At 35.4% G+C, this 26454-nt stretch carries 31 protein-coding genes and 1 pseudogene; 18 read left to right on the forward strand and 14 right to left on the reverse strand.

Annotation, left to right across the window (positions count from 1 at the left end):
- Positions 1-179 precede the first annotated feature (179 nt).
- Genes CJF12_RS13705 through CJF12_RS13725 form a run of 5 tightly spaced genes read left to right on the forward strand, consistent with a single transcriptional unit; the run spans position 180 to position 3070 of the window.
- Positions 180-1112 carry an NADP-dependent oxidoreductase gene (locus CJF12_RS13705; RefSeq protein ID WP_034687815.1) on the forward strand — a complete coding sequence of 311 codons (933 nt, stop codon included), beginning with the start codon at positions 180-182 and terminating at the stop codon, positions 1110-1112.
- A gap of 57 nt (positions 1113-1169) precedes the next feature.
- Complete coding sequence (locus CJF12_RS13710) at positions 1170-1679, forward strand: hypothetical protein (protein WP_034687813.1); 510 nt, start codon at positions 1170-1172, stop codon at positions 1677-1679.
- Positions 1676-2023, forward strand: a complete 348-nt coding sequence (locus CJF12_RS13715) for a tRNA-binding protein (RefSeq protein WP_034687810.1) — start codon at positions 1676-1678, stop codon at positions 2021-2023. Before CJF12_RS13710 ends, CJF12_RS13715 begins: the two co-directional genes overlap by 4 nt.
- A 13-nt stretch (positions 2024-2036) precedes the next feature.
- Complete coding sequence (locus CJF12_RS13720) at positions 2037-2741, forward strand: 3'-5' exonuclease (RefSeq protein WP_034687807.1); 705 nt, start codon at positions 2037-2039, stop codon at positions 2739-2741.
- A 2-nt stretch (positions 2742-2743) separates the two neighbouring features.
- Positions 2744-3070: an SUF system Fe-S cluster assembly protein gene (locus CJF12_RS13725; RefSeq protein ID WP_034687806.1), complete on the forward strand. Its 327-nt coding sequence runs from the start codon at positions 2744-2746 to the stop codon at positions 3068-3070.
- A 51-nt stretch (positions 3071-3121) separates the two neighbouring features.
- Here the strand turns inward: CJF12_RS13725 and CJF12_RS13730 are convergent, their stop codons facing one another.
- Together CJF12_RS13730 and CJF12_RS13735 are read right to left on the reverse strand one after the other, a co-directional pair.
- The gene (locus tag CJF12_RS13730; RefSeq protein ID WP_034687804.1) at positions 3122-3973 is read right to left on the reverse strand and encodes a sulfurtransferase; all 852 of its coding nucleotides are present in this window, start codon (positions 3971-3973) and stop codon (positions 3122-3124) included.
- Positions 3974-3983: 10 nt separating this feature from the next.
- Complete coding sequence (locus CJF12_RS13735; protein WP_034687802.1) at positions 3984-4832, reverse strand: hydroxymethylglutaryl-CoA lyase; 849 nt, start codon at positions 4830-4832, stop codon at positions 3984-3986.
- 186 nt (positions 4833-5018) lie between these two features.
- Between CJF12_RS13735 and pepT the strand changes: the two genes are divergently transcribed.
- The 3 genes from pepT to CJF12_RS13750 all read left to right on the forward strand — a co-directional run bounded on the left by pepT (position 5019) and on the right by CJF12_RS13750 (position 9274).
- Positions 5019-6266: a peptidase T gene (gene pepT, locus CJF12_RS13740; RefSeq protein WP_034687799.1), complete on the forward strand. Its 1248-nt coding sequence runs from the start codon at positions 5019-5021 to the stop codon at positions 6264-6266.
- Positions 6267-6378: 112 nt separating this feature from the next.
- Positions 6379-7716, forward strand: a complete 1338-nt coding sequence (locus CJF12_RS13745) for an IS1182 family transposase (protein WP_095591046.1) — start codon at positions 6379-6381, stop codon at positions 7714-7716.
- 250 nt (positions 7717-7966) lie between these two features.
- On the forward strand, positions 7967-9274 hold the full coding sequence (locus CJF12_RS13750) for a hypothetical protein (RefSeq protein ID WP_034688121.1): 1308 nt from the start codon (positions 7967-7969) through the stop codon (positions 9272-9274).
- A 152-nt stretch (positions 9275-9426) separates the two neighbouring features.
- Here the strand turns inward: CJF12_RS13750 and CJF12_RS13755 are convergent, their stop codons facing one another.
- Positions 9427-9789 carry a DUF6876 family protein gene (locus CJF12_RS13755; protein WP_034688096.1) on the reverse strand — a complete coding sequence of 121 codons (363 nt, stop codon included), beginning with the start codon at positions 9787-9789 and terminating at the stop codon, positions 9427-9429.
- A gap of 189 nt (positions 9790-9978) precedes the next feature.
- Here CJF12_RS13755 and CJF12_RS13760 point away from each other — a divergent pair, with 189 nt between their 5' ends.
- Positions 9979-10470, forward strand: coding sequence for a hypothetical protein (locus CJF12_RS13760; RefSeq protein ID WP_051887411.1), 492 nt, complete (start codon positions 9979-9981; stop codon positions 10468-10470).
- Between the two features lie 2 nt (positions 10471-10472).
- Here the strand turns inward: CJF12_RS13760 and CJF12_RS13765 are convergent, their stop codons facing one another.
- From CJF12_RS13765 to CJF12_RS13775, 3 genes are read right to left on the reverse strand one after another with little or no spacing between them, the layout of a single operon-like run.
- Positions 10473-10730 carry a hypothetical protein gene (locus CJF12_RS13765; RefSeq protein ID WP_034688099.1) on the reverse strand — a complete coding sequence of 86 codons (258 nt, stop codon included), beginning with the start codon at positions 10728-10730 and terminating at the stop codon, positions 10473-10475.
- On the reverse strand, positions 10723-11175 hold the full coding sequence (locus CJF12_RS13770; RefSeq protein ID WP_034688102.1) for a hypothetical protein: 453 nt from the start codon (positions 11173-11175) through the stop codon (positions 10723-10725). The genes CJF12_RS13765 and CJF12_RS13770 overlap by 8 nt, the downstream gene beginning before the upstream one ends.
- Before the next feature lie 19 nt (positions 11176-11194).
- A complete protein-coding gene (locus CJF12_RS13775; RefSeq protein ID WP_034688105.1) occupies positions 11195-11425 on the reverse strand; it encodes a hypothetical protein in 231 nt (76 codons plus the stop codon).
- 494 nt (positions 11426-11919) lie between these two features.
- Between CJF12_RS13775 and CJF12_RS13780 the strand changes: the two genes are divergently transcribed.
- The 3 genes and pseudogenes from CJF12_RS13780 to CJF12_RS13790 form a co-directional block, all read left to right on the forward strand.
- The gene (locus tag CJF12_RS13780) at positions 11920-12516 is read left to right on the forward strand and encodes a porin family protein (RefSeq protein ID WP_034688109.1); all 597 of its coding nucleotides are present in this window, start codon (positions 11920-11922) and stop codon (positions 12514-12516) included.
- 76 nt (positions 12517-12592) lie between these two features.
- Positions 12593-13657 carry a sensor histidine kinase gene (locus CJF12_RS13785; protein ID WP_034688112.1) on the forward strand — a complete coding sequence of 355 codons (1065 nt, stop codon included), beginning with the start codon at positions 12593-12595 and terminating at the stop codon, positions 13655-13657.
- Positions 13647-13973: pseudogene (locus CJF12_RS13790) on the forward strand (LytR/AlgR family response regulator transcription factor); the annotation flags it as partial. The gene CJF12_RS13785 and the pseudogene CJF12_RS13790, both read left to right, overlap by 11 nt.
- On the opposite strand, the gene CJF12_RS13795 reads toward CJF12_RS13790, so the two are convergent.
- Positions 13949-14605 carry a DUF6268 family outer membrane beta-barrel protein gene (locus CJF12_RS13795; protein WP_316930834.1) on the reverse strand — a complete coding sequence of 219 codons (657 nt, stop codon included), beginning with the start codon at positions 14603-14605 and terminating at the stop codon, positions 13949-13951. The pseudogene CJF12_RS13790 and the gene CJF12_RS13795 sit on opposite strands and share 25 nt — an antisense overlap.
- Positions 14606-15021: 416 nt before the next feature.
- Here CJF12_RS13795 and CJF12_RS13800 point away from each other — a divergent pair, with 416 nt between their 5' ends.
- Complete coding sequence (locus CJF12_RS13800; protein WP_034688115.1) at positions 15022-15345, forward strand: hypothetical protein; 324 nt, start codon at positions 15022-15024, stop codon at positions 15343-15345.
- A 25-nt stretch (positions 15346-15370) separates the two neighbouring features.
- The gene (locus CJF12_RS13805; protein WP_034688118.1) at positions 15371-16564 is read left to right on the forward strand and encodes an RCC1 domain-containing protein; all 1194 of its coding nucleotides are present in this window, start codon (positions 15371-15373) and stop codon (positions 16562-16564) included.
- Positions 16565-17222: 658 nt separating this feature from the next.
- Here the strand turns inward: CJF12_RS13805 and istB are convergent.
- Both istB and istA read right to left on the reverse strand, forming a co-directional pair.
- Positions 17223-17966: an IS21-like element helper ATPase IstB gene (istB, locus tag CJF12_RS13810; RefSeq protein WP_095591070.1), complete on the reverse strand. Its 744-nt coding sequence runs from the start codon at positions 17964-17966 to the stop codon at positions 17223-17225.
- Between the two features lie 41 nt (positions 17967-18007).
- Complete coding sequence (gene istA, locus CJF12_RS13815) at positions 18008-19666, reverse strand: IS21 family transposase (RefSeq protein WP_228423500.1); 1659 nt, start codon at positions 19664-19666, stop codon at positions 18008-18010.
- A gap of 184 nt (positions 19667-19850) precedes the next feature.
- On the opposite strand from istA, the gene CJF12_RS13820 reads away from it, so the two are divergent.
- Together CJF12_RS13820 and CJF12_RS13825 are read left to right on the forward strand one after the other, a co-directional pair.
- Positions 19851-20126, forward strand: a complete 276-nt coding sequence (locus CJF12_RS13820) for a hypothetical protein (RefSeq protein ID WP_034688019.1) — start codon at positions 19851-19853, stop codon at positions 20124-20126.
- 12 nt (positions 20127-20138) lie between these two features.
- Positions 20139-21320 (forward strand): RCC1 domain-containing protein, encoded by a 1182-nt coding sequence (locus CJF12_RS13825; RefSeq protein WP_034688021.1) that lies wholly within the window; start codon positions 20139-20141, stop codon positions 21318-21320.
- Positions 21321-21427: 107 nt separating this feature from the next.
- On the opposite strand, the gene thiL is transcribed toward CJF12_RS13825, so the two are convergent.
- Positions 21428-22492 (reverse strand): thiamine-phosphate kinase, encoded by a 1065-nt coding sequence (thiL, locus tag CJF12_RS13830; protein ID WP_034688023.1) that lies wholly within the window; start codon positions 22490-22492, stop codon positions 21428-21430.
- A gap of 133 nt (positions 22493-22625) precedes the next feature.
- Positions 22626-23120: an acyl-CoA thioesterase gene (locus CJF12_RS13835; protein WP_034688025.1), complete on the reverse strand. Its 495-nt coding sequence runs from the start codon at positions 23118-23120 to the stop codon at positions 22626-22628.
- 114 nt (positions 23121-23234) lie between these two features.
- Between CJF12_RS13835 and CJF12_RS13840 the strand changes: the two genes are divergently transcribed.
- Positions 23235-24443, forward strand: coding sequence for a BaiN/RdsA family NAD(P)/FAD-dependent oxidoreductase (locus tag CJF12_RS13840; RefSeq protein WP_034688027.1), 1209 nt, complete (start codon positions 23235-23237; stop codon positions 24441-24443).
- Positions 24444-24459: 16 nt separating this feature from the next.
- Here the strand turns inward: CJF12_RS13840 and CJF12_RS13845 are convergent, their stop codons facing one another.
- The 3 genes from CJF12_RS13845 to CJF12_RS13855 all read right to left on the reverse strand — a co-directional run bounded on the left by CJF12_RS13845 (position 24460) and on the right by CJF12_RS13855 (position 26110).
- Positions 24460-24858, reverse strand: coding sequence for a ribosomal maturation YjgA family protein (locus CJF12_RS13845; RefSeq protein WP_034688029.1), 399 nt, complete (start codon positions 24856-24858; stop codon positions 24460-24462).
- A gap of 96 nt (positions 24859-24954) precedes the next feature.
- A complete protein-coding gene (locus CJF12_RS13850; RefSeq protein WP_034688031.1) occupies positions 24955-25614 on the reverse strand; it encodes a thioredoxin family protein in 660 nt (219 codons plus the stop codon).
- A 10-nt stretch (positions 25615-25624) separates the two neighbouring features.
- Entirely contained in the window at positions 25625-26110 is a 486-nt protein-coding gene (locus CJF12_RS13855; RefSeq protein ID WP_034688033.1) for a TlpA family protein disulfide reductase, read from the reverse strand.
- 141 nt (positions 26111-26251) lie between these two features.
- Here CJF12_RS13855 and CJF12_RS19950 point away from each other — a divergent pair, with 141 nt between their 5' ends.
- Positions 26252-26416 (forward strand): class IIb bacteriocin, lactobin A/cerein 7B family, encoded by a 165-nt coding sequence (locus CJF12_RS19950; protein ID WP_117590856.1) that lies wholly within the window; start codon positions 26252-26254, stop codon positions 26414-26416.
- The last annotated feature ends 38 nt before the right edge of the window (positions 26417-26454 follow it).

Genomic DNA, 26454 nt, shown 5'->3' on the forward strand with positions numbered 1-26454 from the left:
ACTGATTATCAACATGAAAAATATTACTCTACTATTTCCACATTTCTCAAGATTATAATCTTGATGAACTTTCCGGTTAATTTTTGAACAAAATTTATAAAAACATTCTTTACAAAAACCATGATCCTTAAGTGGGTAAAACTTAAAAGCCTTACATTAGATTACTGAAAAAAAGAATTATGAAAGCAATCATTATTAAAGAATTCGGAAGTGCAGAAAAGCTTGAAATAGTAGAAATGCCCGTTCCCACAATTTCAGATGATCAGGTTTTAATAAAAATAAAAGCAGTAGGAATCAATCCTGTGGATACCAAAATAAGGTCAGGATCACATATTTCATCTAAAACCCTCCAATTACCCGCTATCTTAGGCAAAGATGTGAGTGGAATTGTTGAAAAAGTCGGTAAAAATGTTCAAAGCCTTAAAATTGGAGACCCTGTTTTCGGATTAGCCTCCCAAACGTATGCTGAATATGCTGCCCTTAGTCCCGAATTGCTCGTTAAAAAACCGGAAAACATTAGCTTTGAAGAGGCCGCCACTGTTTCTTTAGCTGGGTTAACTGCCTATCAGGCGATTCATGATCATCTGAAAGTTTCTTCGGGAGATCAAATTTTGATTCAGTCTGCCGCAGGAGGTGTTGGCCACCTTGCTGTGCAATTTGCTAAGATCGCCGGTGCGTTTGTGAGTGGAACTGCTTCCGGTAAAAATATAGATTTTATAAGAGGATTGGGTGTCGACCAGCCCATTGATTATAAGAAAGAGCAATTTGAAGAAATCGTTTCGGATCTCGACGCTGCATTAGATACTATGGGAAGAGAGATATTGTATAGAACAATCGGTTGTGTAAAATCCGGAGGAAGAGTGGTTTGTCTTCCCTCATTTACAAAAGACGACCCAAAAGCCATAGAAATTGCTCAAAAACAGCATGTCGATTTAATGTGGACAATGCTCACCTTCAACAGGGAACAATTAGAAATTATTTCCAAGCTGCTAGAAGAAGGTCAGCTCAAGGTTTATGTAGATAAAGTATATCCTATGGAAAAAGTTATAGAGGCCCATAAAGAAATTGAGACCCATGGTGTCCGCGGGAAGATTGTTATTCAAATGCCTTAATTAGAAGATAGTAACAGATTTTCATTATTTTAATACTTTTGTTAAAACATATTTTGAATGAACTTTGAGCAATTCAATTTACATCTCAACGCTTACAAGGAGCAGAATCAGATTATCGATGCGGCCAACTTCCTGATCCATTCTTTTGATCTCGAACATGAAAACTTCGGCGGATTTGGTTTCAGGGAAGAGCTATCTCCCAATTCAATGCTCTTAACAGCTGAGGGACCGCTCGGCCACCCTCAAAAAGTAATGATTCCAAAAAATTTATTTGATTTTGATCTGAATCTGGTCCTTAATATGATAGCACATGAAATGCTTCATGTCCGACAAAAGGCTCCGGGTAATGTGATTGAAGATAGAAATGAAAGGGAGTTTCAGGCATATTATGAAATGCTTTTTCATAAAGTTTTCCCCCAAATTCCTGATGTTTCAGATTTTCATCGCAAGTTCTTTGGAAATCAGGCATTGGAATACTACAAAAGAATGGGCAAAGACTCACCCTTACAAAAAAAATATGCAGAACAGAAAATAGAAGTAGAACAACTAATTCAAAAATTATCATGACCATAAAGCCAGAAATATCCTGGGGAGACTTTGAAAAGATAGACATCAGGTGTGGAACCATTATTTCCGTCAATGATTTTGAAAAAGCAAGAAATCCATCTTACCAATTGGAGATCGATTTTGGTGATTTAGGAATCAAGAAATCCTCTGCACAGATCACCGCATTATATAAGAAAGAAGAATTAATAGGGAAACAAATTTTAGCAGTTGTCAATTTTCCTAAAAAGCAGATTGCTAATTTTTTTAGCGAGTGTTTAGTGTTAGGATTATATGGTGAAGACAAAAGTGACGTAACCCTGCTCACCCCATCCTTACCAACAAAAAATGGGATGCAGGTTGGATAAATTTTAGATACACATGATACAACACATTCCTTTAGAAAAGGTTTTATTCCTTGATATTGAAACAGTTCCCAACACAGGATCGTGGGACGACCTCTCTGAAACCGACCAGAAGCTTTGGGACAAAAAAACAAGATTCCAACGAAAAGATGAGGTTTCCGCCGAAGCTTTTTATCCGGAAAGAGCCGGAATTATGGCTGAATTCGGAAAGATCGTTTGTATCACAATCGGCATGCTGGAAAAGAATGATACTTTGAAAATAAAAAGCTTTGCAGATCATGATGAAAAGAAATTGCTTCAGGAATTCGGGGAGATCTTCAACAGTCCGAGACTGCGGGATGTAATTTTATGCGCCCACAATGGAAAGGAATTTGACTTTCCCTGGATAGCAAGACGCTTTTTAATTAATGGAATGCAGCCTCCCACTCCTTTTCAGATGTTTGGAAAAAAGCCTTGGGAAATTCCGCATATTGACACCATGGAACTTTGGAAGTTCGGAGACTACAAAAGCTTTATTTCCCTTGAATTATTAGCTCATGTCTTTGGAATTCCCACTCCAAAAGATGATATCGACGGATCAATGGTTTCATCAATCTACTACATAGAAAAAGACTTGCAAAGAATAGTCGACTATTGTGAAAAAGATGTCTTAACTTTGGCAAATGTTTTCAGACGAATGCGTCAGGAAGATTTATTGAAAAGAAATATCAATCCAGATTAAAAATGAAATTTACAGACGATCAAATTGCTGATATAGGAGAAGAAATTATAAGAGTGCTGAAATCCGTTTATGACCCTGAAATTCCGGTGGACATTTATGAATTAGGACTTGTATATGATGTACAAATTTCTGAAGATGGTGACGTGAAAATCATTATGACCCTTACCACACCAAACTGTCCTGTAGCAGAAACCCTTCCACAGGAAGTAAAAGATAAAGTTCAGGCAGTAGAAGAAGTAAAAAGCGTTGATTTAGAACTTACTTTTGAACCGAGCTGGAATAAGGATATGATGAGTGAAGAAGCAAAGTTTGAGCTTGGAATGCTTTAAATAGTATTATACCATATAAAAAGCGCAGAAAGATTTCTGCGCTTTTTTATTTTAAATATCTTTTGCTATTTCTTTTCCCTCTCTTCTACTCCACTCACTCCAGGAACCTACATAGAGGTTAGGAATATGAAAACCAGCATAATCCAAAGCCAGAATGGTATGACATGCTGTCACTCCGGATCCGCAATGGATAATCAGGTTTTGAGATTTATCTTGTAAGAGCTTTGAATATTTTTCTTTTAGAATATCTGGTGTAAGAAAGTTTCCCTTTTCATCCAGATTTTCAGAGAAAGGAATATTGATTGCCCCCGGAATGTGTCCCGCTACCAGATCAATTGGCTCAGACTCACCTTTGTATCGATAAGCATCTCTTACATCGATCACTGTAGAAGAATTGTTTACCAGTTCATTTTCAACTGATTCCAGACTTGACACAGGCAGAAGCCATTCATTTCCTGTCATCAACTCAACCTTCTCAAAGTTTTCTTCTCCCGAAGAAAATTCTAGTTCTTCTTTTTCAGCAGCCTGGATCCCTCCGTTTAATACCTGAACCTTATCAATCCCAAAAGAGCGTAACATCCACCAGGCTCTTGCAGCAGCATTCGCCCCATTTTTATCATCATAAATAATAATGTGTGAATCCTCAGAAACTCCCAAATCCGATAAAGTTTTCGCAAACCTTCCGGTATCCGGAAGTGGATGCCTTCCACCAAAAGCAGCATCTTCTCCTATTATTTCCGCCAGATCTTTATCCAGATCAATAAATCTGGCTCCTTTGATATGCTTTTCGAGATAATTAGCGTTCACATCCTTTCCGACTCTGGCATCAAGAATAACGATATTGGGTAGATCGAGGCTTGCTTTTAGCTCAGAAGCCGTTATAATAGGTGAGATTCTGCTCATATTTCAAGTTTTAAAAATGAAAAATATCCTTGGCTTTGTTGAATGAACTTTCAAAGTTCAAAAGATTCAGCTTATGCTCTATCTTTTCTACACTCATAAAATTAATGACTTGCTCTGTCGGCATATTACCCACTAAATCGTCTTTAGCCATCGGGCACCCTCCAATTCCTTTTATGGCACTATCAAATCTTCGGCAGCCTTTATCATAGGCAGCTTTTAATTTTGAATAAGAATCTTCATAACGGTTATGAAAATGTCCTCCAAAGTTAATTTCAGGATATTTTAATGGAATTTTCTCGAATAAAAGCGCTATTGATTCCGGTGTGGCCACTCCCGTAGTATCAGAAAGTAAGATATTCTTAATCCCTATTTCTGAAAATCTTTGTGCCCAGAAATCTACATCCTCCCACTTCCACATTTCCCCATAAGGATTTCCAAAAGCCATTGAAAAATAAATATTCAGCTCTCTGTTTTCACTTTTTACCAACTCAATCATTTTAATGATTTCGTTAAAAGCTTCTTCCTGGCTTTTATTGGTATTTCTATGCTGAAATGTTTCAGAAATAGAAAAAGGAAATCCCAGAATATCAACGGATTGGTGTTTTAATGCTTTTTCAGCTCCTCTGTAATTTCCAATAATTGCAGAAATTTTAGTATTGGATAACGATTTATCAATATTTTCAGCAACCTCGTCAGAATCAGCCATCTGAGGAATTGCCTTTGGAGAAACAAAACTCAGACTATCCAGCACATCAAAGCTAACTTCCATCAAGGAGTTGATGTAATCTATTTTTTTATCGGTGGGGATAAACTCTCCCCAACCCTGCATTGCATCTCTAGGACATTCAGTTAGAAACATTTTTACTTTTGATTTTCTCAAATATAATAAAACTAAACAAGTTTATGTAAGATTAATACAAAACTAAGATTATTTTGATTCTCAATTATTTATATATTATTTAAAAATTCGATACCATATATTCAATCTCAAATAATGTATTCTGACCATCAAATTTGCTAACTTTGTTAAAATTTACGACATCTAATGAGTACTATAGAATTCAACCAATTATGGAGCGAAAAGTTATTGAATCGCTTTCTTAACTATGTAAAAATATATTCAACAAGTGACGCTGAAAGTGAAGCGACTCCTTCTACGCCTCAACAATGGGATATTGCCAAATATATCGTAGAAGAATTAAAAACCATCGGTCTTGAAAATGTTTCAATTGATGACAACGGTTATATTATGGGCTATGTTCCTTCCAATCTTGAAAATGATAACAAGCCTACCATTGGGTTTATTTCACATTATGATACTTCACCGGATTTTAGTGGAGAGAATGTTAACCCTCAGGTCTGGAAAAACTATGATGGAAATGACTTGCTTTTAAATCAGGCAACCGGATTTACTTTATCCCCTTCAAAATTCGAAAGTCTGAAAAAATATATTGGACAGACCTTAATTACTACTGATGGTAATACTCTTCTGGGAGCAGATGATAAAGCAGGTTGTGCAGAAATTGTAACTGCAGCAGAATACCTGATTGCTCATCCTGAAATAAAGCATGGAAGAATTGCAATCGGATTTACGCCTGATGAAGAAATCGGAAGAGGAGCTCATAAATTTGATGTTGCCAAATTCGGTGCAGAATGGGCTTATACTATGGATGGTGGTGAAGTTGGAGAATTAGAATATGAAAACTTTAATGCAGCCGGAGCAGTTGTAAAAATCCACGGATTAAGTGTGCATCCCGGTTATGCTTTTGGAAAAATGGTAAATGCGGCTCTTTTGGCAGCTGAATTTGCACAGTCATTGCCGGCTAATGAAACTCCTTCCACAACGAAAGGGTTTGACGGGTTTTATCACCTGATGGATATTACCGCAGATATTTCTGAAGCTAAACTTCAATATATCATTCGTGATCACAACGAAGAAAAATTTGAAGCCAGAAAGAAATTTATGGAACAAAAAGTTGCTGAATTTAACCAAAAACATGGAGAAGGTACCGCAGAGGTTGAAATCAAAGAGCAGTATAGAAATATGAAGCAGCAGTTTGAGGGCAAAATGCATATTATCGATCTTGCTGCCGCTGCTATGAAAGAAGCGAATATTGAACCCAAAATAAAAGCGATCCGAGGAGGAACAGACGGTGCCCAGTTATCTTATATGGGACTTCCTTGCCCTAACATTTTTGCAGGAGGAATTAACTTCCACGGACCTTATGAATATGTGGCGTTAGAAAGCATGCAGAAAGCAACAGAAGTAATCATCAATATTGTAAAAAATTAATTAACTCACTAATTATTCAATTAAAAGAGGCTGTCTCAAAAGAGATAGCCTTTTTTATGCAAAAAGGAAAGCTTTCGCTTTCCTAATAGTTGCAAATTGATTAATTTGCATTGTGTTAAGTACGTCAAAAGTAGTCTTTAAAGATTACACCCCCAAAGAAAATCTGCTTTTTCCTCCCAATTTATCGGAGTTGATTGATGAGCGACATCCTGTGAAAATTGTTTCAAACATTATTGATGGCTTGGATATCAAAAGCTTAATTAAAACCTACAAACCTGGCGGAACATCTTGCTACCACCCGAAAATGCTTTTGAAAGTTTTGATTTATGGCTATTTAAGCAATATCTATTCAAGCCGCAAAATGGAGCAGGCCTTGAAAGAAAACATCCATTTTATGTGGCTCTCTGCAATGAGCCGTCCCGATCATAACACCTTAAACAGGTTCCGTAGTGAACGATTGAAAGGTGAGATTAAAGCTATTTTCACACAAATTGTTCTTCTTTTGGAAAAGGAAGGTTTGGTAAGTCTGAAAACCACTTTTGTAGATGGCACCAAGATAGAAGCCAATGCCAATCGCTATACTTTTGTTTGGGGAAGAGCTGTCAAAAAACACAAAGAAAGGATTGCAGAGCAATTAGAAGAGCTTTGGAACTATGCAGAAACAGTTGCCAAAGACGAGCTTGAAAATACAGAAAGTATTGATTTTAAAGAAGTAGATTCTGAAAAAGTAACTCAAACCATCGAAAAGATCAATGAAGTTTTGAAAGATAAAAAAGTAGCTTCAAAAGTTCGTCAGAAACTGAATTATGCTAAGAAAAACTGGGCAGATAATTTAGAGAAATATAAAAAACAGCAAGAATTATTAGAAGATAGAAATTACTATTCCAAAACCGATACAGACGCTACTTTTATGCGAATGAAGGAGGATCATATGCGAAACGGACAACTAAAACCCGCTTACAATCTACAAATTTCTACCCATAGACAATTCATTTTACATTATTCAATTCATCCCAACCCAACAGACACCAAAACATTAGCGACTCATTTACTGGGTTTTGAAGAAAGCTATCATAAAGCTCCCAAAGAGCTTGTTGCTGATGCTGGTTATGGCTCAGAAGAAAATTACAACTTGTTAAAATCTAAGAAAATAAAAGCTTATGTTAAATATAATTACTTCAGAAAAGATCAGAAATCGGGACAAATAACCACTTCACAAAACAATCCTAAATTGGCAAAAATCAGAGAAAAGGTTTTCAAACTTCTTAATACCAGCAAGGGCATCAAACTCAGAAAACAAAGATCCCATGATGTTGAACCTGTTTTTGCAGAGCTCAAACACAACAAAAATTTTAAACGATTCATGCTTCGGGGAAAAAATAAAGTCGAGGTAGAAATCGGCATACTCGCAATTGCCCACAATCTAAAGAAAATGTCAAAAGCAGCCTAAAACAGACTGCTTTTTTGACTTAGATCTTCTTTTTTCCAAGATATTTTTTTTATTCAAAATATCGAAATCTTTTTTCAATGAAATACTAAAAAGAGACTGTCCTTTTGAGACAGCCTCTTTATTTTTACCAAACCACACTTAAACAAGTAAAATGTTACGACAAACATACTTGTTTAATGAATTTAGATCTTACTTTTCCGGAATTACAAAAAAATAAGCCATAATTTAGATGGAACAAAAACCTCCATCTATGAAAAATAATTTTAACTATTTTAAAAGATTTTACCGTTTTGTATTTTTTTCTGTTTTCTCATTCTTTGTTTTCTCTTCTTGTTCTCAAGATGAGCTGACTGAAAACAACACAGTTGAACAGGTAGAGTCTAGTAATTTAAAAACATTAGGAAACCTTACTTTACAAAAAAATGTAATCATTCTTGATGATGAATCTGTTACCGCTATTTCAGCAATAGATAACCAGCAAATCACATTTAGCCAACCCACACATCAGACAAGTGATATCAAAACAGGGAGCATACTTGTAGGAACAAAAGTAGAGGGAGATCGCGTCAGAACAATTCTTTCTAAAGTAACTGCTATTTCCAATTCCAACAATAAGTATTTTGTCCAGACAACCAGTGCTCAGCTTGAAGAATTTATTTATAGTGGAACTTTAAGCGGAGTTTATGATCCGTCCGGTAAACCCCCTATTGACGTGAATGGAAAACTGGTTAATTACATTCCGGTTGAAGGCTTTATTTCTGAGGAATTAAATAATAAAATCCTCCGTATCGAAGCCAAAAACCTGAATGATCAGAAGCTTATTACCTTTAATAGATTGAGCTTTGACAAAACTTTTCCTCTTACTCAGCAAGCAGGCCCCGTAACATTAGCTTCCAGCGTCAATGTAAAAGGAGGAGTAACCCCTAAAATTGATTACAGTATTACATTTTCATGGGGACATCTTACAGATTTCTCTGTAAACCTCATCATGGATGACATTACTCTTCAATCTACCGCTAACATTCAAGGAACCTTAGGATATACCATAAGCCTTACAGATTATCTCAATATTCCTATTGCTCCTGTTGTTTTAGGACCAACCGGACTGATCCTAAGCCCAACCGTATCCGCAGGTCCATTTTTAGGAGTGGGAACAACGGGAAAAGTACAGGTTAGATTTCCGGACATTGGTGGAACTGCAAGTTTTCTCATAGCAAAAAAGCCAGCGCTTCATATTGATCTTTCTAAAAAATCTGATATCAGCCTTACTTCTCTTGAAGGAAACTTAAGTGCAGAAATAGGATTAGAAGCCAAAGGAGCTATCGGTTTACAATTCATAACTGTTCCTATTGCTAATTCGGGGTTAAGGGGAAGAGTCTCTGCCTTATCTACTTTAGGATTGCAGCTTATTCCTGAAAAGAAAGGAATTTTTGATGTAAAAGGAAGAGTTCAGGCAGATATGTTCTACGGATTCGGAATTGCCCCATTACGATACGAAGGAACAATTCCTCTTTTCCAGAAAGAGCTTCCACTATATCACAAAGAATTTGTTTTTTAAAAATTATGGGATTTTTTTATAAAGTAATAAAGCCATCCCATAAAACACATCATATATAAATTTTATATAAAAAAAATTTCAAATAACAATTACATCCCTTGCTGCTACTAACTAAATAGTAGTCAGCAAAGTTTGTAATATAATCCACACACTCAATATATATTCTCTTCAATCGGCAAACAAAATAGTTTGCCTTTTTTTATTATCGTTAAGTCATCAAAATAAAAACAGGCTTCTACGTTCTTTATTTCCGCACATTTGCGCCCTTCTTTATTTTTACAGGTAAGCATAAAAAAATCTTGCTTCATTCTTTTCAAACACCAAATCTGAGTTTCAGGATCTGCATCTGTTTTCTGATCTAAGATCAGGTCAAACAACCATAAACAATTTTCATAAGTTGTTATATCATACACTCCTTCTGTAAACTCGTATCCATCTTTATAGCCATGTAATTCTTCAGGAACTAAATAAACATTATATAAATCATTGGCAGATGTTCTATTGTTGCTATTCATGGTTCTGTCTTTTTACACCTCAAACCTGTTGAGAAATTGAAATTGATGAAAAGGTCCAAAATCTCTTAAATGGAGATAATAACCATTTACAGATTTTATGTCATTTTTCATATTTAAAAAATTTTGTGTTAATTTTGTTTTATTATCTTTGTACAAATATAGTCAAAATTTAGACCTACAAAAATATAAATGGACAAAATATCAACCATAAAGGAAAGAATATTATTTTACCTGGAAGAAAAGAATATCAAAAAGGAGTCTTTTTATAGAGAAACAGGGATATCTGCGTCAAATTTCAAAGGAGTTGGACTCAAGAGCGATTTAGGGATTGATAAGGTTGTTAAAATTTTGGCAGCATATCCGGAATTGGATCAGCACCTGCATTGGCTTATTAAAGGCGAAGGCACATTAGATCTGAATGCTCCTCAAGAAAGAAATGAAATAGCAAAAAAAGACCACCCACAGGGAGATCTTTTGTATGGTCAAGATTTTAATGAAAAAATAGGAGATGTATTAGCCAACATGTATGCCCAGTACAATACTCAGGATAAAAGTTTACTGTTTATGCAGAACCAAATATCCAAAATGGAAAAGAAACTGGAACTAACTATTTTAAAACAAAGCAAATACTTAGAAAAAATTCTTGCTTTAGTACAAGACAAAGAAGCAGAATCAAAGTAGATTTAATTTTTATTGATTATAATTTTTTCTGATCCGGACATCAATGTTTTGGTAGGCGAATTCAGGATGAGATACCCCAACTCACTCGTGAAAATTTCTAAATCCTGCACTGTTCCGATAAATCCGTTATTAATTTCCTTTTTTACCAAATGCATTTTCTGTAGATATTGCTCTTCGGACAAGATTTCTTCAATATAATCTTCCCATAGTTTATCACTAAGAGCAACAAGAATCTTTAATCTTTCTCTGTGGTTACTCATTTTTTGTGATATCATTACGTTTAAACAATATAGAAGAAAATCTCTCTAAAGTGCTATTATTGAACTGGTCAATTACACTTATTTCCCTGTAGTAATTATCTAATCTGTACACCAGATAAATGATTAAAGCGATAATTACGACAATGGCAATGTCTGCATATCCTGATATTATATTTTTATTAAAAAATATAAATTTAATATAGGTGACTAAATGAAAATATCCGGAAACCAAAACAACATAGAATGTATATCGGTGTGCTTTAAACAATCCCCCCAATGCAAGAAGGATAATGCATGATGGAATTGATAAAAAGTAAATCGCCGAATCTAAATCCAGTCGTCGCTCTCCGGCATTATTTGCCAACTGAACATTAACGTCCATAAAATAACCGACGATATTATTCAGAAATGGTAAAATTGCAGAAATCAGCACAAAGGCTGACATAATAATTTGAATAATTAACTTACCTCGGCCTATCCGGTTTCGTTGGGTCGATAGTTTCGTTTGTTGCAGGTGTGTCATCTCTTGATTCTGGTGTTTTCAGAGTATCACTCGTCGCTTTTGTACCTGACTTTCTCATCTCTGTTTTAAGATTCTGAGATTGCTGACCAGCAGATTCTTCATCATTTCTTTCAGTACATGCTACTAAAAGAGCTGTTAAAGCGATTCCTGATAAAATTAATTTTAGTTTCATAACAGTATATATTTTTTAATAACTTAAAGATAAGGCATAAAACTTAAATTTAGCTTAAAAAATACTCTTGTTTTTTATTCTTTCATTTTTATTCAATATAATTAAAATCATTAACTTTTTTTAAAAAAACTTATATCACTGCGTAATGAATTCAAAAGTAATGAATATATTTTTATATACAAACATTTTTAAGGCACTTATTCGTTAAAATCATTTTAAAGCTTATCAATTACCTAATCACAATCAAATAAAATTAATTAATATTTTTCACATTAATTGAAATAAATGATGATAATATACATATTTTACTTCTAAATACCAATTCTTCTTTGGCAGCGACCAACCCATATCTAAATCGCAGTATTATTAAAAACCAGACTCTATTGTTACTCGTTTTATTCCTTTCATCCTCATATCTCCACCATTCATCAAATAAAATTTTATTCCGTTCTCCATAATCGTTGTTTTGCTTCAGATTTAATAATATTTATTTTATGAAACAACGTTTTTTAACAGTAAGCTCATTCTTACTTTGCATAACCTGCTCCGTAGAAGCAACTGCACAACAATCTCCAACTCTTCATATTGGAGTAAAAGCAGGAATAAACTCAACCAAGGTATCCTCTGAGTCTAGTAACCTCGAAGGAAAGTACGGATTCGGATACCAGGCCGGTATTATGACGAGAATGGATTTTAGCAAACTGTATGTACAGGGAGAAATTTTATTCAACAAAAGAAAAGCATCATATGATTTGAAGGACGAAAGCTCAGCAAAAATGAAATGGAATTCCATCGACCTCCCTGTTGTAGTAGGCTATAAAATCATTAATAATAAAGATTTTAATGTCAGAGCATTTGCAGGAGGTGTATATAGCTATGCCTTCAATGAAAATACATCAGCCGTCAAATCTTTTCAGGATAGCTTTAAAAAGTTCGATAAATTCAATGTAGGAATTACCGGCGGTATTGGAATAGATTATAAAAACTTCACTATGGATTTTCGATATGAAACAGGATTGACAAGCATCAGTAAAGAATTTAAATCGAAACCCCATAGCTTCTCTCTGGGAATCGGATATTTCTTGTTCTAAAAACTTAAATTATCTTTACACATTAGAAACTGCAGTCCTGCGGTTTCTAATTTTCCATAATCCATCTTTCACCCATATGAACAATCTTTTAGTTTTAAAGAAACACGTGTTAATCACAATCTTCTGGCTTGTTTTTGGAGTTGCCATCTGGATACAAATCCAGGCTGATGCCGGAATGTACAACGCTTTCATTCAAACCGCTATCATTCTTACAAGCTCTTATGTTTTTGCTCAATTCCTAACCAACGACAGACTACCTAAAGCACTGATATCTAAGAACATGAACAAATTCCTCATCGAGGCATTGATTGTGGTTCTTATTCTAAGCCTTATATTCTCTCTGGTTTTCACTTATATTAACATCGATCTCATCACCCCCATCCCTCCAGGCTTCTCATCACATCTTGCCGTATTATGGAAAGGCTTTTACCTTTCAATTCCTGCATCATTATTAATCAACGGAACTGCTTGTGGAATAAGATTTTATCTCGAACACGGAAAAATAGAAAGAGATCACATTCTGTTAAAACAAGCCCATTTGGAAAATCAGCTTAAGCTTTTACAGGATCAGATTAATCCTCATCTGGTTTTTAACATCCTTAACCACATTCATATTCTGATGAAATCCAACACAGAACTCGCTTCTTTTCTATTACTAAAGTTCTCTGATATATTACGATATCAACTTTATCATTGCAACAAGAACGAAGTTTTATTACATAAAGACATTGAGTATCTTCAAAATTTAGTAGAAGTCGAAAAACTAAGATGGGGAAATGAACTGAATGTAAAAAGTACATGGGAAATCAGCAACAAAAAAAATTATATCGCCCCTCTTCTTCTAGTTCCTTTTATTGAAAATGCATTTAAATACGTATGTCGCCTGCCGGGACACCAAGGCTATATTATAATCTCATGCAGAGAAGAAGGCCATGTTCTCAATTTTTATGTTGAAAATTCTTTTTCCAACCTAACCTCTTACAAAAAGAAGGACGGAGACCACGGAATTGGATTGCAAAATGTAAAAAAAAGACTAGATCTTCAATATCCCGGTTTACACTCCTTAGATATAGAATCTGCTGAAAACATCTACAAAGTGACATTAACCTTAAAACTATCTCCGGAATACCATGAACAATAACCCTCCAAAAATGAAATGCTTAACCATAGATGATGAGCCACTGGCAAGATTCCACCTCAAAGAAATGGCGGAGCAGATCGATTTTTTAGAAGTAACCGACACTTGCGCAACAGCTCTTGAAGCAAATTCTAAAATTCAGGACTATCAAGTAGACCTGATTTTTTTGGATATTAACATGCCCTACCTGACAGGCCTCGAGTTTTTGGAACAATTAGAAAACCCTCCGCTATGCATTCTCACAACCGCTTATTCCGAATACGCCCTGGAAGGCTATAGATTACAGGTTGTTGATTACCTGCTTAAACCTATTGCCTTTAAAGCAAATTTATCAGAGAACTGATATCCGCCTTCCATCCCTTCAGGGAAATTGATATTAAATTTAATCTTACTCCCTGTTTTCCAATCAAAATAAATCCAGGGCATAATCATAGGTACCCCAAAAGCCGTCGTTAATACCGGTCCAAAACCAAGTGCCAGATGAGGATTGAATTTTTTTATAAATAAAACCCCACCCTGCCCCAATACGTCATCAAAATCTACATTCTCAAGATCCGTATACACTCCAGCCGAAGCAGTAATCATCATACTCCATTTTCCTCCTAATGGCCGCAAATGCTGTAATCCCACCTGAGCATTCAACATCTGATCAGGAAATAGCTTACTTTCATAGTTTTGATGAGACATTCTCGCATAAGCCCCATTGACCAATAACGACCAAGTTTTTACCTTTCCGGCCGTATCTTTTTTCACGGATAACGGAATATTGAAACTTATATCCATTCTTTTAAAATTACTTTTAGAATCTGTTTTCATACTATCCTCCGGGCGGATATAGTTGGAAAAGGGAATATATTCCGTTTTTAATTCTCCGGATATTCCGGACTGAGCATTAACCCAGCAACCAAAATGCGCCAGGCAATAAAAGACAGTCATAGGACATTTCTTCATAGTGTAAATTTTTCACAAAGAGAATCCTTTCATTATGACGTACAAAAATTACTTGATCAAAAGCCATAATCTGATGACCAATTGATCTGATATTAGGATAAACAAACCTATTTCAGGTTCCATTTCCTATTCCTTAAAAACATCATCTTTTATATTTGAAACTTATCAAAAAAAGCATTTCATCCAATATATTTCAATTATTATTTCCTACATATAAAACTAAATACAATATTTTATTCAATAATTAATATTAAAAGACTGATATTTTACATACATTTACTTATAATTTAATATTTTAAGAAAAATTAACCCCACACCCTAGTACAAAAGTCTACAAAACTTCATTTGCATCAAAAAAATCACTTTTCTTTTACAATAACTTCGGTTATTTATTTTGAGTAGAGTTGGAATCTTTTATGCAAAAAACTACTAAACGAGAGGCGAACATATTCATCAATATACTAATTAATAAAAAATTCAAAATGAGTAAAAACAAACTTTTACAGTGGATAACAACATTTTGTTTATCTGCACTTAGTTACGCGCAGGTTGGAATAAATACCACCACCCCTCAAGGAATCATGCATTTACAAAACACCCCAAACAAACAAATGGGACTGGTAATGCCTAGAGTAGATTCAGTAGATATCGTAGTAAACAACAACAATTTAACTCCGGTAGAAGCCACCGTGGTCTACGACAACAAAGAACGCTGCCTTAGACTAAAAAACTACAGGTGACACCAACGAATGGTCTAGTTGTTTCATGGATGAAACACAAACAACTAACTTGATTGAAACTGTAGTAACTTATCAAGGAAATACCCCTGCAAGAGCAAAAAAACTCGCTGCTGCCGGTCTTTACGCCGCCACTTACCTGGACGCTTACAGAAACAATTACGTTTATGGAATGGGACTTCAGTCTTCCAACCAATTAGGTAGCTTAACTACTTCTTCAAATTATCCCACTCTTATTCTAGGCCGCTCTTGTAAAGATATCACTATGGGGCGATACAATGGAATGGCTGTTACGACCAATGGAGAACTATGGGTATGGGGACAAAATACCTATGGAAAAAATGGGACCGGGAATACCAATCAAGTAGCTGCCCCACGCCAGGTAGGATTACCCGGCGGAGTTAAAGTTCAGAAAGTGAAAACCGGACAATACAATTCTCTTGCCCTTGGAGAAGATAACCAACTTTACGTAACAGGGTATAGTGGCTACGGGATCCTGGGCAATGGCACAACATCTGGCGATGCCAACCAGTTTTTGAAAATCGATTTTTTTAATGGGATGCAAATTGTAGATATGGACGTATTTGTCTATGGAGCTATAGCGGTAACAAATGATGGCAATGTCTATGTTTGGGGACTTAATGGTGGCGGAAACAGAAGAGTCGGACTTCCCGCTTCTTTTGGAACAGTCTCAACACCAACCCTTCTTAATCCTTACTTCACTTTAAATTCCGGAGAAAAAGTCATCAAAGTACTGACAGATGATTATTCAAATTATGGAGGGGGATTCATTACAGACCAGGGGAGATTCTTTGGCTTTGGTTACCTCGCCTATTTTGGAGGTGGCGCCGTATACTCCGCCCCAACCAACTTAACTCCCGGCACCCTTCAAGCTTCCGAAGGCTTTACAGAGTTCACTATGAATAATGGTGTTGCCTTAATCACGAATCAAAATAGGTTATATGCCGCAGGACTAAATACCAACGGCCGTTTTGGAACAGGAAATGCCACCAATTTAAATACCGTTACCAATATCACTCCCGCCAATCTTACAGGAGTTAACTATGGCGGAATCAGTTTAAGGTTTAATAATATGTACGTCACAACAACCGTTACCAACCGGTATGTTTTATATGGAGCGGGACAAGGTGTTTACAGACAATTAGGAAGACTCAATGAGGCAGGATCACAAACTCTGGTTGTCGTATTTGAAGACCAGTAGCAGAGAATTAACATTACACACTAACTTTCAATCCCCTTACACAACAAAAGCTACTGCAAAAACCAGTAGCTTTTATTATATCTAAAGCTATATCAAAACTAAATACACCCCCATTTCTCTTTTAACATCATGTAAAAATCTATCCTAGAATTTATCAAAATTTTTCCTTTCAGCCGAAAGACACCTTCAACACACCGTTTCTTCCAAGTAACCCTCTGCGAAGGGAATTATTTTTCAAAAATACAACAAAATAAATATGATATAAATCATAAAATCAATAAAAAATACATGTTTTATCAATAAAAAGACTCCAAGTAATATGATTTTTTTTCTAAAAAATAGACAATTACGTTATCAAAATAGCAAATTATAGATAAAATTGTATTTTTTTACACCAATGAATATTAAATATATTTTATACTTTCGCGCTCTATAATTTATATATATAAAATTAGGAAAAAGATTTATTGATTCCCTCAATTTGCCTAAAATTGCTTGTTTTTTTTTAATACGCTCTATTATTAAAATATACAACAAGGCGGTTTATTTTAGTGTAAATTCCAGTGATATTGACCACCTAATTCCTGATTAAATTGACCACTAAGAATGAAGTCAAAAAAGGTGTCTAAAAGATGGTTTAAAAATATAAAATAAATCTTTACTCTGAGCTGATTTTCTGATCAGCTTTTTTTCTTCTCATCGATTCTCCTTTAAGGTCTATTCTCAGGGAGTTGTGAACCATTCTGTCAAGTATTGCATCGGCTATTGTTTGTTCCGCAATGACTTCATGCCAGGCACTTACAGGCAGTTGCGAAGCAATAATAGTGGAACGTTTTCCGTGTCTGTCTTCTATAATCTCCATAAAATCCTGACGTTTAAGATTATCCAGGGATTGTAATCCAAAATCATCAAGGATAATAAGATCCTGCTTTTCTATTCGGTCTATCTCTTTAAGGTAAGATCCGTCTGCCTTAGCCATCTTAAGCTTTGAGAAGAGTTTGTTGATGCTGAAGTACATGACTTTATATCCCATTGTACAGGCTTTGTATCCAATGGTAGTTGCGATAAAACTTTTTCCAACTCCTGTACTGCCGGTAATAAGAATATTCTGTTTCTGTGATATAAAATCGCAGGAAGATAATCTTCCAATAGTATTCTTATCAATATTTCTGGAAGAAGAGGCCGTAATCTCTTCCATAAATGTCCTGTATCTGAACTTAGCTGTGGTAATCAATCTTTCTACCTTTCTGCTTTCCCTGTCGTCATACTCGGATTCAATCAAGTAGGCTATAAGTTCATCATTGGTATAGGAGATACTTCCTGTTTCCATTGTTGTGGAAAACGCCCTGTGCATCCCGTGGAGCTTTAAATGTTTCATTTTTTCTAATGTTGCCTGATTCATAGGTTTTGTATTAATGATTTAATTGTTAATGATTGTAGATGTTACTGATAGTATTTTCCGCCCCTTATGTTTTTGTGTTTAGGCAGTTTCTTTTCTTCAAAAAATGCATCGTCATCGGTTAGATTATCCAGCCCTCTTTCCAGAATACTTTTAATCATGGCAAGGCTGTATTTTTCATATCCCAACGCTCTTTTACAGGCATTGTCAAGTCTTATGTTGCCGATCTTTTTTGATAATGAAAGGATTCCCAGGCAGGTTTTATAGGACTGCTCAGGATGCTGTTTCTTTTCCAGGATTTTGATGATGTACTGCTCACAATATTCCCCGACAGACCTTCCCCAAGAGATAAACCGGGAGGGATTCCATTCAGTCATAAACTGATAAGATGAAGGCATATGTTCTTTTACAGTCGTATACTGATATTTAGCCAGGATTCTGTTATGGAATGCTATTCTGCGCTGGTCATAGTAAATCTCGACTGTATTTTTACTAAAAATAATGTTTACTTTTTTACCAATATAGCTGAACGGAACACTGTAATAATGCTGGTCTTTACTTAAATATACATGGCTGGTCTTATGAACGGTAGCACGTGCAGAATGCTTGAGCTGGTACATCATAGCTGGTAGTGGGGATAATGCATGTCTTTCAACCTCACGGAAAACATCAGCCCTGGAATACTTCTTTCTTTTCATGGGAGCTTCATTATATCCTTCCAGCAGGTTTTCTATAGCTTTGTTCAATGCTTCCAGGCTAAAGAAGTGATCTTTACGCAATGGAGCAAAAATGCGGGTATACACAATGCGTACCGCATTTTCAACCAAAGCCTTATCCTTGGGATGATAGGTACGCGTAGGAAGTATTGTAGTGCTATAGTGGGAAGCAAAATCCAGAAGAGAATCAGTGATGACAGGTTCGTACTTATGGCTCTTTTTTACGGCTGTACGCAGGTTATCGGTAACAATAGCTGCGGGAACTCCTCCATAATAATGCAGGGTTTTGGTAAGACTTCCAAGAAAATCTTCTTTCCCCTGGGTTCTTGTAGCTTCTACGAAGGTCATGCCACTGGCTCCAAGTATGGATACGAAGACCTCAACTTCCTGTTGTTCTCCTGTTTCTTTATTAATAATGTGAAGTTTTTTTCCTGTATAATCCACAAAAAGTTTATCCCCAGCCTTATGTTCAATATGCATGGAAGGGTTCACCTTTTTACACCATTCCCGGTAATGATGGCAAAAGCGGGAATATTGGTAGCCTGAAGGGTATTTATCTATGTATTCTTCCCATAGCAGATAACGGGTGACCCCAACACGTTTTAGTTCTTTGGATATGTAAGGAAACAACGATTCAAGTTGTTTTTTAATATTGGCCTTATCCCTTATATCGGTTGGCGGAGTCTCGAATAAATCATCTAAATCTTCATCACTCAGCTCTATCAGCTCGTCATATGTAAGCTGGTGTTCATGGAACAGGCTGATATACTTTTTAGCAGTATTGCGTGAGATACCCAGTTGTTTGCTTATCCGCAATTTACTTACCCCCTGGGTGTATAATCGTAATAATTGTTTAATGTTCAACATGTCTATTCTTTTGTTAGCCATTTGGTATTTTTTGGCTAAGTTATTCAAGACACGTTTTCTGACTTTTTTTTGGTGGTCAATTTGCTCAGGAATACCATGGTCAATTTGCTCAGGAATCAACTGATCATTTTCACAGGATTGAGATGGTCAATTTTGAAGGATTCTACAATTTTAGTGTAAAAACTGTATTTTACAGCGATAATCCAATATGAAAAATATCCTTTTCTTGTAATTTAAAATAATAATAAAAAGATGAAATCAAGCCATCTAAATAATATTATATAATTAGTTAAAAACACAAGCGATGATTAAATTTAAAAGCAAACTTTTACAGTGGGCAACAACATTTTGTTTATCCACTCTAGCATACGCACAAGTAGGAGTAAACATTACTAAACCAGAGGGCGTTTTACACTTACAAAACATTCCAAGCAAACAAATGGGACTCGTAATGCCCAGAGTAGACTCTTCCGACGTAGCAGTTAATAATAGTAATACAACCCCAGTAGAAGCAACCGTTATCTATGACAATAAAGATCGTTGTTTAAAACTCAAAACTACAGGTGATACTAAAGAATGAACCTCTTGTATTATGACTGAAAATGAGGTAGCCATCATGATAGAAAATGAAACAAAATATGATGGGAATGTTCCTTCCAGAGCAACTAAGGTAGCTGCAGTTGATTATTATGCTGCTACCTACATAGATCCTTATAGAGATAACTATGTATACGGGATGGGAGCTGGCACCTATAACCAATTAGGAGCCTTAGGAGCTTCCACCTATTATCCATCTCTTGTTTTAGGGCGTTCTTGTAAAGATATTACAATGGGATACTACAATGGAATGGCTATTACCAATAATGGGGAACTATGGGTATGGGGACTCAATACCAACGGAAAAAACGGAACAGGGAATACTACTACAGTAGCTTCTCCACGACAAGTAGGCCTGCCCGGCGGAATTAAAGTCAAAAAAGTACAAACTGGACGCAACAACACCCTTGCCCTCGGAGAAGACAATCAACTTTATGTAACAGGATCTAACACTTATGGAATTTTAGGAAATGGGAAAAGATCAGGCCAGGCTCTTACATTTACAAAAATTGATTTCTTCAATGGAATGGAAATCGTGGATATGGATGTAAATATTTATGGCGCGATTGCTGTAGCGAGCAACGGAAATGTATATGTATGGGGATATAATTACACTACATACAGAGTACTTGGACTTCCTACCAACACTGGCTACGTTTTAACTCCTGTTCTTCTCAACCCTCATTTTACTTTAGCTTCCGGAGAAAAAGTAGTAAAAGTATCTATGGATGACCTCTCAACACTCGGAGGCGGCTTCATCACTGATCAGGGAAGATTCTTTGCTTTTAGCAACATTAGTAATTATGGAGGCGGCAGCGGATATCAGGCGCCAACAAACTTAACTCCTAGTACCCTTCAAACAGGCGAGCGTTTTACAAAGTTTTCTATGAATAATGGCGTTGGCTTAATCACCAATCAAAATAGAATATATGGAGCAGGGCTCAATTATGGTAGTCGTTTTGGAACTGGAAATGCTAATACCCTAAGCACTCTTACTAATATAACTCCTGCTAATCTTGCTGACCTTCAGTATAGTGGAATTAGCTTAGGATACAACAATATGTACCTTACCCTCTCTAACAAACGATTTGTTCTTTATGGAGCAGGATCTTCTAAACAATTAGGGAAACTCAATGAAGGTGGAAAAACTACTCTAAGTGTTGTATTTGAAAAATAACACTTAGGCTTTACACAGCATTATTGCTGATATTAAGCATATCAATAAAACAAAAAGCTACTGAAAAAATCAGTAGCTTTTATTATATAATATTACAAGTAATACAACTATTCACCTTGCTGGCTTCCTAAAAAAGCATCCCACCCTTGTGCTGTTAAAGCAACAAGCTGATTGGATCCTCTAGCCACCATAAAATTACCTTCTTCTTTTTCTACAGCATGCCCTATAATGGTAAAATCAGGATGATTCTTAATCTTATCAAAGTCATTCGGCGAAATTGTAAACAATAATTCATAATCTTCACCTCCGCTTAATGCCGTCATTACAGGATTCAGATTCATTTCGTCAGCAGTAGAAATGGTAAGGCTGTCCATTGGAACTTTCTCTTCATACAATCTGAAACCAACTTTTGATTGATCTGACAGGTGTAAAATTTCAGAGGCTAATCCATCAGATATATCAATCATAGAAGTCGGTTTGATATCCAGCTCTTTTAAGATGGTTTTGATATCGGTTCTAGCTTCCGGTTTTAATTGTCTTTCCAGAATATAATCAAACCCCTCCATCTCAGGCTGCATATTTGGATCTGCCAAGAAAACAGCATGTTCTCTTTCTAAAATCTGAAGTCCCATGTATGCACCTCCCAAATCACCACTTACAACCAGAAGATCATTCGGCTTTGCACCGCTTCTCTTTACCAGGTTTTCCTCCTCTTCAATTCCTACAGCCGTAATACTCATTACCAATCCTGCATTTGAACTGGTCGTATCACCACCGATCAGATCCACTTTATAACGTGCACAAGCTGCCTGGATTCCTGAATAAAGCTCTTCTAAAGCCTCTACCGGGAAACGGTTTGAAACAGCAAGAGAAACCAAGATTTGTGTTGGTGTAGCATTCATCGCAGCAATATCACTAAGATTTACAACAACAGCCTTATACCCTAAGTGTTTTAAGGGAACATACCCTAAATTAAAGTGAACTCCCTCAGCTAAAACATCCGTGGTAAGGACTACTTTTTTATTTCCGGGGTTAATCACTGCTGCATCATCTCCTACTCCAAGCTCCGAAGATTCGTTGGATAAAGGAAAGTGTTCTGTTAAATGTTTAATCAGGCCAAATTCTCCTAATTTAGAGATGGGCGTTAATTCCTGAGATTTATCTTCAAACATATCTTTTCTTTTTTTGTAAAATGTACAAAGTAAAATGTATTAATGATTTTCCATATAAAGAATAAGCTCTCTATTCTGGATTTGATTGGCATAATTTAAACATTAAACTCTAAACCTCCTTTTTTTCGTTAATCTACTTAGTAAATTCTGACGGATCAATATTCTGCGGATGGAAAGGAAACTTTTTAAAGTCCTCTCTTGTTAAAATTTCTGTTTCAGCTGTTTTATACTTATTCATAGCTTCTATAACATCATCCGGTGGAGTTGTCATTTTTCTCAGCATCATATCGATCCACACTCCCGTTGCTTCCGAAGTTGCACAATGCATTCCGTCCGGAGTATAGAATTTATGCAGAAAACGGTAAATAGAAGAGTCTTCTGAACATCCGTCTATTTCTACACTTACGATCACGGTCTGGTCAGCATAGATTTCCTTGAAGAAAGAATATCTTTCATGTAGCATTACGGGACCTATTCCCCATCTGCTTAATTGGGTAATTCCCATTTTCTCTTTAGTCATAAAAGCCATTCTGGCTTGCGCACAATACTGTACATAAGATGAATTAGCTAAGTGCTTGTTGGCATCAAGATCGCTCCAACGCACTTCGAATGTATGGTAGAATATCATTTGAAAATCGTATTTGAAATAATAAAAATTATAATGTTCAAAAATACTCAAATAAGATGGTTTATAAAAATTGTACTTTTGAAAAAATAATCTTCAGCATAAGATTACGGGTACATGAAAGAAATTATTATTATTGGAGGCGGTGCAGCAGGGTTTTTCTGCGCATCAAACCTCGACGAAAGCAAATATAAAGTTACAATACTTGAGCAGAACTCAGATGTTCTTCAGAAAGTCAAAATTTCCGGAGGCGGACGCTGCAATGTAAGTCACGCCTGTTTTGATCCAAAAGAATTGGTCCGGTTTTATCCGCGTGGAAATAAAGAATTATTAAGTGTTTTTACAAAATTCCAGCCTGGAGACACTATGGAATGGTTCGATCAACGAAATATTTCGTTGAAAATAGAAAATGACAACAGAATTTTTCCTGAAAGCAATTCTTCACAGACCATTATCAATACTTTTCTGAGTGAGGTTCAAAAGAAAAACATTGAAGTAAAAACAAAATGTTCTGTCAAAGAAATTCAAAAACAGGATGAAAAATACCTGGTGATTACCAACTCAGGAGACTTTTCAGCAGATTATATTATTTACACAACCGGAAGCTCTCCTAAATCATTAAAAATTGTAGAAAATCTGGGACATAAAATAGTAGAATTAGTTCCTTCTCTTTTTACGTTCAATATTAAAAATGATTTATTGAAAGACCTGGCAGGAACAAGTTTCGAAAATGCAGAAATTTCTATTCCGCAATTAAAGACAGAAGAAAGCGGTCCTTTATTAATTACCCACTGGGGACTCTCCGGACCTGCTATATTGAAAATTTCAGCATGGGAAGCTATACACCTGGCGAGAGCAAAGTATAATTTTGAAATTGAAGTTAATTTTATCTCTAAAACCCTTGATGAGGCTGAAGAACTATTTCAAAATTTTAGACAGGGAAATCCCAAAAAGACTATTGGGCAATCTAAAATTTTTGACATTACCAACAGGTTTTGGCAGAAGGTTTTAGACGTTTCAAAAGTTGACCTCAACAAACAAGTTGCCCATATTTCAGGAAAAGAAATGCAATCAATTATTGAAAATTTATGCAAAAAGAAATTTCAGGTAACTGGAAAGTCTACTTTTAAAGACGAATTCGTAACTGCAGGGGGCATAGATCTAAAAGAAATTAATTTTAAAAATATGGCTTCAAAAATCCTTCCTCAATTTTATATCGCGGGCGAGGTTTTAAATATTGATGCAGTAACAGGAGGCTTTAATTTCCAGGCATGCTGGAGTGAAGCATGGCTGATAGCACAGGATTTGAATGCATTGGAATTTTGAAAATGATATTAAATATTTAATCTTCAATAACTCCCCTTCTTTTTGGTTCCGTCAATTTTACGATAGCATAAAGCAGCAGACAGCAAATAGCATAACATATTATATCAATCCAGGAAAACGAATTTCCAATTACAATATACATCAGGCTTCCTTTTTGGAAGCCTATTTTTTCGGCGATATTAAAATACTGAGCCCATTCAATAAGGCAGGAAAAAATAAAAACACCTAAAATAAGTTTTGTGCGATCTATAACCATAAAGCTTTTCACAAAAGTATAAAGAAGCATCACCACGATAACATCTCCTAAATAGGCTCTGATAAAGAAAACATCTTTTAATACTGTTGCAATGATAACCTCTGTTAGGAATAATAAGACGGTAAGAATGCAATATTTCAGGTTGAATTGTATATTCATTGATTGCTTATTTGAGCTAAAGCCTTTTTTGTGGAATATATTAAAGCGGGCTAAAGCCCGCTTTAATAATTATTTTAATACACTATATTCTGATTCTTATTTCTTTGTTTTCACTGTACATCCTATGGCAACCGTTTTTGTTACTTTTACAGACTCTCCTTTGATTAATGCATCTAACGCGTCTTGGGCATAATGCTCTGAAACATCATTGGGATTATCATAATTATTATCAATAGCACCTATATACTTTACTATATTTTTACCTTTTTCTTTTTGCAAGATAAATACATGTGGGGTTTTGGTTGCTCCATACTGAGGATAAATTTTTTGCCCTTCATCCACTAAATACGGAAAGGTAAAGCCTTTTTGTTTTGCTCTTTCAATCATCTGTGGGTATCCGTCTTCCGGTTGTGCATTTGGATCATTTGGATTGATTGCAATTACCGGATAACCCAGGCTTTTATATTTTTTATCCAATTCTATAATCCTGTCCTCATATTTTTTAGCATAAGGACAATGGTTGCATGTGAAAATAACAATAAAGCCTTTTGCACTTGTATAATCACTTAATGAAACCATTTTCCCATCAATATTTTTCAATTTAAAATCCGTTGCTTCATCTCCAACCTCATAACCTTTATTAGATTTAGGGATATGATTTCGCTTTTCCTCTCTACTATCATAATTCTTTGCTGTAAAGCTGGACAGTCCGGAAACAATAATGAAAGCAGTTATTATAATCCTTACATTTTTCATAGTCTTTTCTTTAAAATAAATTTTTATTAATTGTATCTTCCAACTCCTCCTTACTCATTTCACCATCATTGAAATGCACTTTTAGTCCGTTCTTATAAAATAAGGTTACAGGTATATTTCCATTCCAATCGTTTTCAAATTTTGGTATCCATATATTCATCCTTTTAATATCGTCCAGTAATATAACCTCTGCCGTAATATTCTTATTTTGGATAAAGCTATTTACCTTTTCCTTATCTGCTAATCTATCCAAAGAAACCAAAATCATCTTAAACTTAGGCTCGTCCGTATGTTTGTTATTCACTTCAATAAAATGGGGAAGTTCCTTCACACATGGCGCACAGGTCGTTGACCAGAAATTCACAACCAGGAGCTTATCTTTTTCCTGCTGGATACGTTTTTCAAGTTCTTCATATTTGACCACAGAAACTGAGGCTTGTTGTGCATTAACAATGCCAAAGCTCAGAAAAACGAATAAAAAAACTAATTTTCCCATATTCAAAAGTAGCAAAAAACGCTAAACAAGCACTCGATTATTTTTTACAAATTCACACTTAATTCATGATTTTATTCATTCAAAATTGATATTTTATAATAAAAAATGTAATTTAGTTACAATAAATTAAAAATATTTATCATGAAAAAATCAAACATTCAGCAAAGGAAACTGACTAAAAAAGAATTAAAAGAAATTAACGGTGGCGCAGGTCCAATTTGTCCGGTAGTATTTAGTTGTTTTGATCGCCGAACAGGAGAAGAACTCATTGGAGTTCCGGGCATACAAGACGGCTATTGTTGTTAACTTACAAAGAACATATTTCTAAAAGAGTTTAGAAAGCC

This window comes from Chryseobacterium piperi (assembly GCF_002285635.2).
In the GTDB taxonomy this organism is placed as follows: Bacteria; Bacteroidota; Bacteroidia; order Flavobacteriales; family Weeksellaceae; genus Chryseobacterium; species Chryseobacterium piperi.